Raw genomic sequence first — 14,650 nt, 5'->3', positions numbered from 1 at the left:
CATTCCGCTCGCAGCCGGCTCAGGCGGGAAGTACAGATCGATATGCGCCATTTGCCGACGTTAGCCGCGTGCCTGGAACCCGACATCCGCGCTCGGCACGAAAGCGATTTCTTGTTGGCCATGCCGGGATGGGGGGAGGTTCGATCGCCTGATCGTCCCTACCTTTCGCGGAAGACGCGCTCGGCGTGGTCCATGAGCGGCTTGACGAGATAGGACAGCGCCGTGCGCTCATCGGTCGAGATGAAGACCTCGACGGGCATGCCGGGCAGCAGGCGACGCTCGCCGAGCGCGATGGCGGCTTCCTCGATCTGGACCTCGCCGACATAGAAATTCTGGCCGCTAACGGGGTCCTTGGTGGTCGCCGGCGAGATATGGGTCAGCTTGCCGGAGACCTCGGGAGTGGTGTTGCGATTGAAGGCGGAGAAGCGCATCCGCGCCGTCTGCCCGAGATGGACCTGATCGATATCGTTGGGCGCAATGCGGACTTCGACGACCAGCTTCGCGCTCTGCGGCACGATCGTGGCTAGCCGTGCCGCAGGCGTTATGACGCCGCCGACAGTGAAGATCATCAGCTCGTTGACCGTGCCGGCGATCGGGGCGCGGATTTCCATGCGTGCGAGCCTGTCCTCGTTGGCGACGCGGCGGTCGCTCAGCTCGGAAACCTTGGCCTCGACCTGGCGCAATTCGCGCTGGGCCTCGGTCCGGGCCGTCTCGTCGATGGCGATGATCTGTAGGCGGGCGTCGCTGATACGCAGCTTCGCGCGCGCCAGCGTCGCGTCAATCTCGCCGCGCTCGCCCAGCAGCCGCGCCCATTCGCGGTTGATGTTGAAGACCTTGACGCCGTCGATGAAGCCTTTCTGGAAGAGGCTGAGATATTTGGCGCGCTCGAGATCGACGAGCCTGAGTTCCTCGACCTTCGCGACCTGCCGCGATTCCAGCCCGCGCATCTCCTCGCCCGACTGGACGATCGAAATCTCCAGCTGCTCCTTGCGACTGTCGCGATTGGCCTTGTTGCCCGTGAAGAGACGGGTCTCGCCTTCGTGGATATGGTCGACCTCGTCGGACAGCGCCGTGAGCTCAGCCGGGAAGGTGACGCTTGCCAGATTGTCGCGCTCGGCGATGAGCCTGGCCTTGCGGCCGAGATTCTCGGCAAGCTGGGAGCGGATGATCGACAGTTCGGCCCGGGTCTGGACATCGTCGAGCCGGAAAAGCACCTGACCTTCCTCGACGCGGTCGCCCTGGCGGACGGCGATCGACTGGACGATGCCGCCGTCGCGGTGCTGCACTTCCTTAAGGTTCTGGTCGATCTTGACGGCGCCCTGCGTGACGACGGCGCCATTCAGCGCGGCATTCGCCGCCCAGCCGCCGAAGCCGAGAACCAGCAGGAGAGCGATCGTGGCACCGGCGACGACGTGGCCGCGCAGGCTGAAATTCACCTGGCGGGCTCGGGCCTTCTTGCCGAACTTTCCCGAAGTGGCGGCGAAATCATGATTGTGGGCGTTCATCGGCATTATCCCCTCGCCGGCCGTTCATGCAGCCGGTCCCTGCCTCAGACGTAATAGAGCTTGTGGTTGCCGTAGATCTCGACCGAGAAGTCCGTGGCGTCGCTCTCCTCGACATAGACGTCGACATAGGTGCGTTCGTCCTCGCCGATCTTCTCGATGCGGAAGCGGAACGGGCGATCATCGCCGCTGTCGCCATAGGCGCGCTCGAAGCCGTCGGAATCTTCGCCCTCGTCGCCGTCATCATCATCATCATCGTCGCGCGAACGGAGCTGGTATTGCTTGATGACGATACGATCGCCGGCCTCCAGATCGAGGATCTGATGGACGAGGTCGTCGGTGCGCGTGGCATCGTCATCCACGGCGAAGACGAAGCGGTCATTGCCGCCGCCGCCGGTGAGCGCCGTGGCCTTCTCTCCGACGATGAGGCAATCATCGCCGCTGCCGCCGAGGATGGCCTCGAAATCGATCACGGTGTCATCGCCGATCTCGATGCCGACGGCCTTGCCGCGCTTCAGGTCGACGATGACGCCATGCTCGGTCGCCGAGAGGTCGAGCGTGTCCTGTCCCTCGCCGCCATCGTAGCAGTCGGCCGCGACATCGCTCGTCGCCACGATCCAGTCGTTGCCCTCCCCGCCAAAGACGCGGTCGCTGTCGGCACCGCCGTCGAGCACGTCGTTGCCGGCCTCGCCGTATAGCTCGTCACAGCCCGCATCGCCGAAGACACGGTCGGCTCCAGCGCCGGCCCTGACTTGATCGTTGCCTGCCCCGGCCGCGACGACGTCATTGCCGGCGCCCAGGTCGATATGGTCGTCGCCCGTGCCGGCGAGGACGGTATTGTCGCCGTCGTCGGCCTTGACGATGTCGTCGCCGTCACCGGCATCGACGATGTTGTTGCCGGGGCCGGCATGGATGACATCATTCCCCGGTCCGGCATCGACGATGTCGTCGCCGGGGCCAGCGTCGATGAAGTCGTCGCCAGCCTCGCCGTAGATCGTGTCGTTCCCGCCGCCGCCGTACAGACTGTCATGGCCGGCGCCGCCGCGGATGACGTCGTTGCCGGCGCCGCCGAAGACGATGTCGTTGCCGGCGCCGGCGTCGATTTGGTCGTTGCCGGCCCCACCGACGATGTGGTCGTTACCGGCTCCGGTCACGACGATGTCGTTGCCGCCCCGCGCATCGACCACGTCGTCGCCGCCGAGGCCCGCGATGCGGTCGTTGCATTCGCTGCCGAGCAGCATGTCATCGCCGGGCGTGCCGGTAACGTCGAGGAATTCCAGCACGCGCAGCGTCGCCGTCTGGCGCACGAGAGCCTCGCCGTCGCTGATCCAGTAGGTCAGCGTCACCGTGCCGTGCCAGCCGCTCTGCGGCTTGAAGACCCAGCCGCCCTCGGTTGCGGTCAACTGACCATGGGATGCCTGAACCCCGACGATGGAGAGCGGGTCGGCATCGGCATCGGTCGCGCCGGCCAGCAGGGCGAGGCTGGCGATCATCAGCGTCTGGCAGCCACCGATATCGACGAGCTGGACGGGGCCGGAGACACGCGGGGCGCGGTTGCGCGGCTCTTGCGGCGTTTCGTCGTCATCGTCATCGTCGCCCGGCCCGCCGGGCTCGTTCCCGCCACTCGGGCCGGAACCCGTCGACGAGCCGCCATCGGATGCGCCGCCCGAAACCGCGGTGAAGGAAAAGCCACGCCCACCATTATCGTTGTTGGCCGAGAAGCCCAGCCCCGCCTCAAAGATCGGCGAGGTGTAGCGCGGAAGGGGCAGCTGTTCGTAGTCGATCAGCCGCGAGTCGATGTTCAGGAAATCCGGCAGTCCCTGAACGCCAGGGCCGGGGCCTCCCGTGCCGATGGCCTTGGCCGCGGCAGGCTCCTTGTTCACGGAACCGGTCTCGTCGACGTCCTTCTCCCCGTCCGGCCGCTGCTCCTCGCCTTCGGCGACATTCGGCTTGCGGGGGGCTTCCCCGGCCTGGGCGGTGTCCTCTGCGGCGGGGGGCGCCGACGCATCGGTCTTCGCCTGGCCGGGGAACAGGCTTTTGAGGTAGAGCACGACCGCCGTGAAGGCGAGGGCGAACACGCCCGGCCAGCGCGGCGCCGAGGCCGGTTCATCCTGGAGCTTGCGGTAGATCTGCGCGGCGTCGGGAAGCTGCGGCTCCGCAGGTTTGGTTGCCTTGATCGTGATCATGCCGGCACCCGACGATTAAGGACGCCCGGATATTCGCCAAGGCCGATGGCGCGTGGCATGGAGACGCCGCGGTTGCCGTCAGAGGGAGGCGAAGCCGCAGGGGGAGCAGCCGGGGCCGCCGGATTCGGCGCGGACGCGGCTCCAGCTCGATGTTGGGCCGGCGCGAGGATCTTGTCGCGGGGGCCGAAGGCGACGAGCCTGCCACCCTGGATCAGGCCGACATCGTCGACCGCCTGCAGCGCGCTGGGGCGGTGCGCAACGATGAGGACGATACCGCCGCGTGCCTTGACCTGCTCGATCGCGGCCGTGAGCGCTGCCTCTCCCTCGCCGTCGAGATTGGAGTTGGGCTCGTCCATGATGAGGAGGAAGGGATTGCCGTAGAGCGCCCGCGCCAGGCCGATCCGCTGGCGCTGGCCGGCAGAGAGGGCCGTGCCTTGCGGCCCGAGCTGGGTCTTGTAGCCCAGCGGCAGGCGCAGGATCATCTCATGAATGCCGGCGGCGGTGGCCGCCTCGACGACCTTGGCGGGATCGGAGGTCTCGGCCAGGCGCGAGATATTCTCCTCGACCGTGGCGTCAAGCAGCGCGACCTCCTGCGGGAGATAGCCGAGATGGCGCCCGATCGTCTCCTCCGGCCACTGCTCCAGCTCCGCGCCATCGAGCCGGACGGCGCCGCGCAGGATCGGCCAGATGCCGGTGATCGCCCGGACGAGCGTGGTCTTGCCGCCGCCGCTCGGCCCGATGATGCCGACCGCCTTGCCGGCCTGAACGTCGAAGCTCGCATCGCTCAGCAGCACCTGGCCGCTGCCCGGCGCGGCGACCGTGATCTTGTCGATCTTCAGCGACTGGCGTGGCGCCGGCAGCTCCATCGGCTCGACTGCCTTGCTCAAGGCCGTCATCGTCTCGCGCAGGCGCTGGAAGGCCATGCGCGCCGCGACGAAGGGCTTCCAGTTGGCGATCGCCTGATCGACCGGCGCCAGCGCGCGCGAGGAGGCGACGGAAGCCGCGATGATCGCGCCGGCCGAAAGCTCGCCTTTGATGGTGAGATAGGCGCCAAGCCCCAGCGTCGCCGATTGCAGGATCATGCGCAGCACGCGCGAAATAGCGCCGAAGGTGCCTCCGAGATCGCTGGAGCGGGTCTGAAGGGCGAGGTGCTCGCGATTGACCTCGTCGAAGCGCGCGACCGCGCGCGGCGCGAAGCCCATCGCCTTCAACACCTCGGCGTTGCGGGCGTTGCTGTCGGCGATGGCGCCGCGCGCGACGGCCGCTTGCCGCGTCTCGCTGTTGATGCGGCGGGTCAGGACTTCGCTGAGTAGCGTCAGCGCGGTCAGCACGACCGCGCCGGCCAGCGTCAATCCGCCGAGCCACGGGTGCAGGAAGTAGACGAAGGCGAGATAGAGCGGAATCCAGGGCAGGTCGAACAGGGCGCCCGGACCCTGGCCGCCGAGAAAGCTGCGGACGGTATCGACATCGCGGCCGCGTTCCATCGCCTCCGCCGTCGAGAAGCCCAGGCGCGGCATGTCGATGGTGACGCGATGCGCGATCGGCGCGATCTGGTCGTCGAAGCGCGCGCCGACGCGAACGAGAACCTGCGAGCGAATGACGTCGAAGCAGCCCTGGAACAGATAGAGGCCGATGGCGAGCGCCGAGAGCGCCGCCAGGGTCTGGATGCTGCCGCTCGTCAGGGCGCGGTCGTAGACCTGCATCATGTAGAACGAGCCGGTCAGGGCCAGCAGGTTGATGAGGCCGGAGACCACGAACAGGAAGATGGCGATGCCGCGCAGGCCGCGCGTCAGCCTGGCGGCGTCGCGCTTGCGGGCGGAGAGAAGCGTCTTGGACGGTGCCATTCTGGCCCCCGTAAAATGCTGGTGATGGAGATGGATCGGGTGGGCGGCCCCCTCGGTCCGCCCACCCGCCGCCGGTTCGATCAGACGATGAAGCTGTTGGCCGTCAGGTTGTGACTGCCCTTCAGGTTGATCTGGAACTCGGCATCCGTCGCCGCATCGACATTGCCCTTGACGATGGTGTACTCGCCGTCGGCCCGGGTCTCGTAGGTGACCGTCAGCTGGCCTGCCGTGGTGAAGCTTCCGCCATTGGCCAGAGTGAAGCTCTGGTTGCCGGCCTGGCTGGCATCCGCGTCGACGGCGCTCAGGTCGAGGCGATCGCCCGGCTGGAAGTCGAGGATGGTGTCGCCATCCGCGCCGACCGTGCTGAGGAAGCGGAAGGTATCGTTGCCGGTACCGCCCTCCATCACGTTCACCGCGTCGCTCGCCGTGATCACGTCGCTGCCTGAGCCGGTCGCGACATTCTCGATGCTCCACAATGTGTCGCTGCCGCTCTGGCTGCTCGCCGCGCTGCCGCGCCCGCCGAGGCCGTTGCCGAGGTCGACGGTGAGGTTGGCCGTGATCGCCGAGTAGTCGAGCGTATCGATGCCGTTGCCGCCGTCGATCTCGTCACCGAAATAGGTGTCGTCTCCGTCGCCAGCCGCCGCGACCATGAGATCGTCGCCGCCGCCTGCAACCACCGTGTCGTTGCCGGTGCCGGCATCGATCAGATCGTTGCCCGCGCCGCCGAAGATCCGGTCGTTGCCGGCCTCGCCGTAGAGCATGTCGACCCCGCCGCCGCCGAAGACCTGATCGTCGCCAGCTCCGGCGAAGACGACGTCGCGCCCGTCGCCGGCATCGATGAAGTCCGCTCCCTCGCCAGCCGAGATCGCGTCGGCACCTGCATCGCCGATCAGGGTGTCGTCGCCGGCAAGGCCGATGAGGTTGTCGGCATTGGCCGTGCCGATCAGGACGTCCGCTGCGGCCGTGCCGGTGCGCAGGGCGCCGCCGGTCGACGGGTTCGGGTTGGGTGCCGGCGTGCCGGGGCTGTCATCGTCGTCATCGTCGTCGCAGCCGCAGGACGGATCATCATCGTCCTCGTCGTCGTCACCCTCATCGTCGTCATCGTCATCGTCATCGTCATCGTCGTCGTCGTCTTCGTCGTCGTCTTCGTCGTCATCGCCGGGATTGGTCGGCGTGTCGTCGTCGTCCTCATCGTCATCGTCGTCATCCTCGCCGCCGTTGCCGGCGTCGTCCTCGTCATCCACCTCGAAGATGTGCTCGGCCAGGTCGGTCAGGCCGGTATTGCGGGCGACGATGTCGGAGAATTCCTGACCGTCGATGAAGGCCTCGTAGAAGTCGAAGGCCTCCAGCCGGTCCTTGTAATAGAACCGATCGGCTTCCTGCAGGCGGTCGAACTGCTCGTGCAGGACGACCCAGAAGGTCTGGCCGACGATGCCGCCATTGACGTGCTGCTCGGCGAGGCCGCCCAGCCAGAAATCGACCCGGTCAATGCCCTTCACGGTGTTGCCGTTGACGAGCTGGATGTCCGGGTTGGCGCCGACGAAGGCTGCCAGCTTCTCCGGCGTGTCGAGTACGAGGTCGGGATAGGCCTGCTTGAACTGGGCGATGACCGCATCGCTGAGGCCGTTGCGCTGCTGGAAGTCTTCCCAGGACTGGTAGGCCGACATGTTGCCGGCGAACCCGACCGCTTCCCGGACATAGGAGTTCGTCGAGGTCGCGAGGTCGTTGCGGATCTGATTCAGCGTTCCCAGGCCGACATCGCGGCCCCGGGCCAGGTTGAAGGAGAACAGGTCGGCCTGGATGCGGACGAGGTCGTTGCGGACAGCGTCGACGATGTTGAAGTCGACATCCTCGGCCGGCTGCGTCGCGACCCCCTGCAGGATCGCCCCGACGCCATACTGCGCGTAGCCGGGCTGCGGAACGTAGCCGGGAGGCAGCGGGTTCGGGAAGGCCGAGGCGTCGTTGGTCGGGTTCAGGAAGGCGTCGACAAGGCTGACCTGCTTGGGCTGGCCGTTGGCGTCCATCACCGTCAGGGTCTGGCCGATCAGCGAATGGCCGAAGCGGAAGGCCGCCGCAGCGAACTCGTGGCTGACGCCGGCATCGGCATCGGCATTGTAGCCGTCATGGCCGTGGTCGCCGCCGCTGCCGTCGCGAGACCGCAATCCGCCGAGCAGGGTGTCGGCGTATTCGTTGAACACAACGCGCTGGTACTCGGCTTCGTTGATGATCTTGGCCGCGTCGAAGAGCTCCTGCGCCGTACCCTCGAAGCCTGCGGCTTCGAGCTGGTCGGCATGGAAGTTGTGGTTCCGCGCCCAGATCGTGTGCATCGAGGTCAGCGCGAAGTTCTCGTTGGTGCGGCCGTCGCCGGCCACATAATGGTCGAGCAGGCTGATGAAGGGGTTGCTGTCGAGCAGCAGGGCCTGGCCCGAGCCCATGAAGTCGGACGACACCGACTGGACCATGGCCGGGTTGATGGCGCCGCCGCCATCGACCAGCCCGGCGAAATAGTCGCGGAATGCGATCTGGCCGCCGGGCAGGGACGGGTCGTGGAAGACGGTGTTGTTTGCCCAGTGATGCTGAATCGCCTCGCGCAGCGTCGGCAGCAGGCTGAAGGTCGGGTTCGACGGGTCGGGCACGCCCTTCAACAGATGCGAGGTCAGGCCGCCATTGCCGTCGCCTTCGCGCAGGAACTGCGTGACGAGGTTATGCGAGCCATAGGCCTGATTCTGGTCGACATAGGCAGAGGTCTTGTTGAGGTGTTGCGGCACGCCGCCCTCGATGGCGTAGACCTCGCCACGTGTCAGGTCGGCCGGGTTGCCCTGGCCGGGATGGCCGGTGCCGGGCGCACCGATCTGGATCGTGCCGTTGGCGGCGCTCTTCGGCAGGAAGTCGAGGCCGTGATCGACATATTGGCCGAAGGCCATGAAGAAGATGTTGGCGTCGTTGCCGGCATGCGGCAGGCCTGCTTCCTGGGCACCCAGGATGTTCGAGATCGCCCGGGGGTCGAGCCCGTCATAGATCGGGTTGAGGCCGCGGTTGCCGATCGCGGCGTCGGCCGCGCCGTAGCGCGTATCGGTGAGCCGGATGAAGGGCGTGTCGGCCTGTCCGAAGGACGGGTTCTCCTCGTTGTTGCCGTTGCCGGAGACCTCGCGCGGTCCAAGCGCGCCTTCGGCATCGTCGTCGTCGGGGAAGGGCAATTGGCCGTTGACCAGCTTCTTCAGCCCCTCCAGGTCGCGCGCGGTCATCTCGAAGGCGCCGCGCGGCGTGCCGTCCGGCTCTTCGCCGATCGTCGGTGTTCCCGCCGTCGCGTAGGTGATCGAGTGCGTGCCGTTCGACAGCGTCGTCGTACCGTTCGCATTCACCGTCGCGACATAGTCGGCGAGGTTCGTGCCGTCGGCGACCTGGATCTCGTCCTGCGTGCGCAGCGTGCCCAGGATGGTGTCGTTGCCGCCGTTGGACTTGAAGACGACGCGATGGGCCGAGAGCAGCGAGGACACATCGACCTGATCGTCGCCGGCGCCGCCCTCGATCGTGATCGTGCTGGTCAGCAGGCTGGTTCCGGCGAAGGTGCCGATCGGGATGAAGGTGTCGCCGCCGCCCAGGCCATTGACTACGATCTCCTCGATATTGTCGAGCTCGGCGATGATCGAGGCGTTGTTCGTGCCGTTCCGGGTGATAACGATCTCGGTATTCGCATTGAGACCGGTGATGCCGGCGTTGGTCGCCTCAGTACGGGAATAGATCCGGAATATCTCGGCCGTGGCGTCGCCCATGATGTGGACGGTGTCGACCGTCCCGGCGATGTTGGCAGCGGCAGTGTCCCCATTGATGATGTCGCGGCCATCTCCGACACGCCAGAGTATGAGGTCGTTGCCTGCACCACCGCTGATCGTGTCGTTGCCTGCGCCGCCGACGAGGATGTCGTTGCCGCCGGCGCCGTTGAGGGTATCGGTGCCGCCATGCCCCAGGAGGATATCGGCGCCTGCGGTGCCGTTGGATGTAGCGGCGCCGTTCGTGCCGTTAACCAGAGCGTAGGTTGTACCAGCAAAGCGGAGTTGCTCGATAGTGGTCAGCGTGTCGATGCCTTCGTTGTTAACGCCGGCCACGAGGTCGGTAATGACGAGTTGTCCGGCGCCGTTGAGGCCGAAACCGAAGCTGCGGGCCGTGCCGGCATAGGCGGCGATGTCGCCGTTGCCTGCGCCGCCATCGAGGCGATCGTTACCCGTGCCGCCATTCAGAGTGTCGTTACCGCCATCGCCATTCAGCGTGTCGTCGCCGCCGTTGCCGTTGAGGGTCTCGGCCGCGCCGATCCCGAGGATGCCGTTGCTGCCGGTGGCGATGTCGTCGCCCTCGGTGCCGTTGAAGGTCGCGCCTGTCAGGAGGCTGCGGTTCCACACGTCGCCGACAACGCCGGTGGGGGCCGAGAAAACCGTCTCGAGATTTCCGGCACCGTCAGTGAAGCTGACGGCGACGCGGAGGCGGTCGCCAACCTGCCCGAGACCCAGGAGGTCCACCGGCGTGAAGGTCGGTCCGGTCGCGAGCAGGATGTTGGCCCAGGTCGTGCCGCCGTCCTCGGATACCTGCCACTGAAACGTGAAGGCACTTGCGATGCCGTTGCCGTCCGAGATGCCGCCTGCGGAAGCCGTCAGGGCCTGGCCCTCGGTCGGCGTCAGGTCGTTGATCGTCGGCACGCCCACGGGAAGCTCGTTGAAAAGCTGGCTGATGGCGAACTCGACGGTGCCGCCATCGCCGTCGGAGAAGCGCAGCCGCTCGATGTTCCAGAGCTTGTCGAGGCCGTCGGAGACGAAGTTGGCGCCGTCAGGGACGTTAGCCTGGTCGAAGCCGGTATGCTCGACGAGATAGGAGCCGTCCGCTCCGCGGGTGAAGGTATAGTTGTCGACCACGTCCCAATAGACCGCGACGTCGGTCCCCAGGGCAGCATTGGGACCGCCGGTGCCGTGGTCGAGGATTTCGCGGACGATGTTGAGCTGGACCGGCTTGATGGCGCCGCTCACCATCAACTCGCTGAGCGCCTTGCCGTTCCACTGGTTGTAGAACGGGTGGCCGGTCGGCAAGGAGATTGCCTGCGCCAGGCTGTCGACGGTGGCGAGCTCGTTCCCGGCCGTATCCCTGATACTGATGCGGACATTGAGCCAGGCGTCGCCATCGATGATGTCGTCGCCGCCGCGACCCTCGATCACGTCGCTGCCCTTGCCGCCGAGCAGGATGTTGCCGCGGTCGAAGGCTACGCCGCCCTCGAAGGCTGTCGTGACGGTGGGATCGGCGAAACCGCCGATGATCGGGCGCAGGCCCGTGATCCGATCGACGCCGCCATGTGTCAGCTCATGGCCGGTCATGGTGTTCTCGGCGCCGGCGAGGGCGGGAACCGCCTCGATTTCGCCCGCACTGATATCGCCGCGATTGTCGCCTTTCAGCGAGTCGTTCTTGTCCCAGCCGGAGAGCGCCTCGACCGCGTCGAAGCGGTCACGCAGGATGTCCTGCGCGTCGGTCGTGAAGATCGGGACGAGGAGGTCCGAATCCGCGGCCTGCGGGTTGCCCTTGTGGATCGCCCAGTCGAAGCCGAGCATACCCTCGTTGCGCATCACGCTCTCGCCCTGGACCATGATGTCGTCGCCGGACTCGGCGTCGAAATCATGCTCGTCGGTGCCGGCGAACATCACGTCGTGGCCAAGGATGGTCGAGTTGAAGAACAGCTCGGAATTGTCGCCGGCCGTCGTGTCGAAGCCGCCGCCGCCCTCGATCCAGTCGTCGCCCTCGTTGCCGAGCAGGAAGTCGACGCCCTCGCCGCCGAGGATGAAGTCGTCACCGAGCCCGCCGAAGGCTTCCTTGCCGTCCGGACCGGTGATCAGGACGTCCTTGCCCTCGTTGCCGAAGATCAGCGCCATGCCGCTGCCGCCGTGGATGACGTCGTCGCCGGCCTCGCCATGCAGCATATCGACTTCGCCGATATCGGTGCCGCTATTGGTGATGATGTCGTCGCCGTCGCCACCATGGATCTTGTCGACGCCGTAGCCCGCCTCGATCCGATCGTCGCCGCCGCGGCCCCAGACGGAGTCGTCGCCGCCGCCGGCCACGATGATGTCGTTGTCCATCGTGCCCTGGATCAGGACATGATCGGCCGTGTTGACGCGCACCGAGCGTGCGATCTGCCCGGAGCCGAGGCTGCCGACGGCGAGTACAGCGTTGCCGGCGGCATCCTTGACGAAGGTGCCGTCCGGGTTGCGCTGGTATTCGATGAGGTTGCCGTTGGCGTCGCGGCGCTCGACGAAGGCCGAGAGCGCCTGGAGGAACGGGTCCTCGTGAACGGCCTCGGGCACCCCGAACTTCGCCTGGTCGCGAGCATCCATATAGATGATGTGGTCAGGAACCGAGAAGATATCGCCCGGCAAGGCGTAACCCGTCGCGCCGAGATCGGTGTTGTTCAGCACCATCTTGGCGAAGGAATTGTTCTCGAGTTCGTTGAGGAAGTTCAAGCCCTGGACGCGCGACAGGTAGTAGAAGCGGTCGCCATTCTGCAGGTTCTCGAGCTGCAACTCGAACACGAAGGAGAAGGTCGAGCCGAGCATGCCGCCGAAGGGCATCTTCTTCTCGGCAAGGCCACCGACCCAGAGATCGACGTCGTTCAGGCCGCCGAGCTTCGCGGCGTATTGCCCACGGCCGTTCAGGAAGTCCTGCCGGTCAACCTCGTTCAGCGACGCGTCGCCGAAGACGAGCTTCATCGCCGCGTCGCGCTTTGCGTCCGAGGTCGTCGCGTTCGTGATCGTCTCATGCGTGCCATAGGCCGCGATGAAGTTCACGACGGAGGCGGGGTTCTTCAGGTTGAGGGCGAAGTCGGTCCAGCTCGTATAGGGGTCGAGCTGGCTGTCGCCGTTGGCGATCGCCTTGAACTGCGCGCGCGCCTCGTTCAGCGAGGGGATGCCGGTGTCGCGACCGCGGGCGATATTGATCGCGGCGAGGTCGAGCGGGATGCCGACGAGCTGGTTGCGCAGGACATGCGTGACGAACTCATCGATTTCGTTGCCGACCTGGCTGGTCATGCCGCGCACGATGGCACCGGCCGCCTGGTCGTGATCGAGCACGATCGGCTGACCGTTCGCGCCGAGGATCGGGGTTCCGTTCGCGTCGCGCTGCACGCCGCCGAAGGCGAGCGGATTGAGGAATGCGTCGAACAGGGCGAGGTCGCCCGTCGTGCCGTCGGCATAGGTCTGGGCGACGTCCTCGCGCAGCATAGAATGGCCGAAGCGATAAATGACATGCGCGAACTCGGCGAAAATCGCCGGGTTGATGTCGGTCGAGGGATTGAAGACGAAGGCGTCGATATCCGGCTGGACCTTGCGGGCGAACTCCTCGAAGACGAGGTGCTGGTACTGCATCTCGGTCGTGAAGCGGGCCGCCTGGAACAGGCGCTCGCCGTCCCATTGCAAGGCGGCGATCTCGGCCTGGGTCGCCGGAAGCGCGGTCACGTCGACGCGCAGCCACTCGTTCAGGAAGGTGCGGTCGTTCGCCTCGAGCGCCCTTTGCTTGATCTGCTCGACCATGTGGTTGTGTTCCGAATGGAACACGTGGTGGACCGCCGAGAGGCCGATATTCTCGTTGCCGCGCCCGTCGCCGGTGACGTAATGCGCATCGAGCAGCTCGTCATCATAGGTGAGAGCCACGCCAGCGGCGTTGGGTATGATGGCGTTGCCGGCGACATCGTCTTCGTCGGGTAGCTGCATCACGGAATTGGGCGTGCCGGGATTCCGATCGGGATCGACGAGGCCCTTGAAGACGGCGTTGTGGGCGATGTCGTCGATGAAGGCGTGGCCGGTGCGCAGCGCTCCGGTCGTCGGAACGAGCAGGAGGGGGTTACCCTCGACGAGGACATCGTCGCCGCCACCGAAGGCGCCGTCGCCGCCCAGCCCCATGACGATCTGCGGGAAACCGTTGGCCCCACGCAGAAACTCGCCATACTCGTCCATGGCGAAGAGCGGGATGTTGCCGACATCGGCATCGGTCAGCTCGAAACCGAGCAGCTTCGCCTGATCCTTGACGTCCTTCCAGGTCGCTAGCCCGCTCTCGCCGGAGAGCAGCTTGCCAGTCGCGAGCGGCACGCCCGTCGAGAAATCATACTCGCGCATGAACAGCTGCTTCGACGCCGTCGAGCTGTAGGTCTGGTTCTGGTCGACGAAGGGCGTCGTCAGGTTGTCGGCGCCGGGTGTGGTGCGCGTCAGAACCATGAAGTTGGTCTGGGGCGAGGCCGGGTTGTAGAGCGGGTCGTCCGGGCTCAGCGGGATGTAGATCGTGCCACCCTGCTTGGCGACCAGATCGAGGCCGTGGTCGAAGAACTGGCCGAACAGCGTGAACCAGGAATTGAAGGGCGCCGACAGGCCTTCGTCCGGCGCAACGTTCGGCAGGATGATGGTGTGGGTCGTCTCCTCCATCTCGATACCATAGCCGGCGACAAGGGTCAGAATCCCCGGCATAGCGACGGAGGCAGCTGCCTCGGCGGCGTCGGCCGCGGCATCGAGCGTGGCATCGTTGGGCGCTGCATTGGCCGCCGCCCGCGCGGCCGCTGCGTCCTTGACCGGCTGGTAGGCAGTGTTGATCGCGGACAGCGCCAGGCTGAGCGCGTTGCCGCTCAGGCCGGCATGCGCGAGGGCGGCGTAGACGGCTGCGGGATTGCCGAGGGTCTGATCGACGATCAGGTTCGAGATCAGCCGCGGATCGGCGTCGACGACGGAACCGGAGGAACCATAGTTCGTGTTGGTGAGGAGCGGGCCATTCTGGCCGAGAGGAATGCTGTCACCGTCCAGGTCGTTGCGATAGGATGGGTCGGTCAGGTGGACGAAAGGATTGTCGGCCGCGCCCCATTGGTCGCGGCCCGCGACCATGTTGTTGTAGCTGCCGTCGATAGTCCGCAAGCCGAAGGGTGCGAGCGGGTGGCTGATGGCCAGGACGGATCCAGGAGTCCCCTGAGGCACGACATTGCCGCTGGCGTCGACGTAGACCTGGTCGAGCGGAGTTCCGCCCGAATGCGCCTCTGCGATCTTGATCTGGCGCAGGATGAACTCGAGATCGTGCCTGACGATATTGACCATAGCCTTGATCCTCAAAA

4 protein-coding genes are annotated in these 14,650 nt (G+C 66.2%); all 4 read right to left on the bottom strand.

The genetic code is table 11. The annotated features are described in order from the left end of the window. Positions 1–158: 158 nt before the first annotated feature. Positions 159–1,505, bottom strand: coding sequence for an HlyD family type I secretion periplasmic adaptor subunit (locus NUV79_RS14490; protein ID WP_257733794.1), 1,347 nt, complete (start codon positions 1,503–1,505; stop codon positions 159–161). 44 nt (positions 1,506–1,549) lie between these two features. Then, positions 1,550–3,688: a calcium-binding protein gene (locus tag NUV79_RS14485; protein ID WP_257733793.1), complete on the bottom strand. Its 2,139-nt coding sequence runs from the start codon at positions 3,686–3,688 to the stop codon at positions 1,550–1,552. After that, positions 3,685–5,532 (bottom strand): type I secretion system permease/ATPase, encoded by a 1,848-nt coding sequence (locus NUV79_RS14480; protein ID WP_257733792.1) that lies wholly within the window; start codon positions 5,530–5,532, stop codon positions 3,685–3,687. Before NUV79_RS14480 ends, NUV79_RS14485 begins: the two co-directional genes overlap by 4 nt. Before the next feature lie 80 nt (positions 5,533–5,612). Then, the gene (locus tag NUV79_RS14475) at positions 5,613–14,633 is read right to left on the bottom strand and encodes a peroxidase family protein (protein ID WP_257733791.1); all 9,021 of its coding nucleotides are present in this window, start codon (positions 14,631–14,633) and stop codon (positions 5,613–5,615) included. Positions 14,634–14,650 lie beyond the last annotated feature (17 nt).

Source organism: Allobosea sp. 47.2.35 (assembly GCF_024655635.1).
In the GTDB taxonomy this organism is placed as follows: domain Bacteria; phylum Pseudomonadota; class Alphaproteobacteria; order Rhizobiales; family Beijerinckiaceae; genus Allobosea.
This window is presented reverse-complemented; position numbering and strand designations above follow the sequence as displayed.

Coding starts and splice junctions, on each gene's coding strand:
- NUV79_RS14485 (WP_257733793.1), bottom strand. CDS start 3,688: ATGATCACGATCAAGGCAACCAAACCTGCGGAGCCGCAGCTTCCCGAC.
- NUV79_RS14490 (WP_257733794.1), bottom strand. CDS start 1,505: ATGAACGCCCACAATCATGATTTCGCCGCCACTTCGGGAAAGTTCGGC.
- NUV79_RS14480 (WP_257733792.1), bottom strand. CDS start 5,532: ATGGCACCGTCCAAGACGCTTCTCTCCGCCCGCAAGCGCGACGCCGCC.
- NUV79_RS14475 (WP_257733791.1), bottom strand. CDS start 14,633: ATGGTCAATATCGTCAGGCACGATCTCGAGTTCATCCTGCGCCAGATC.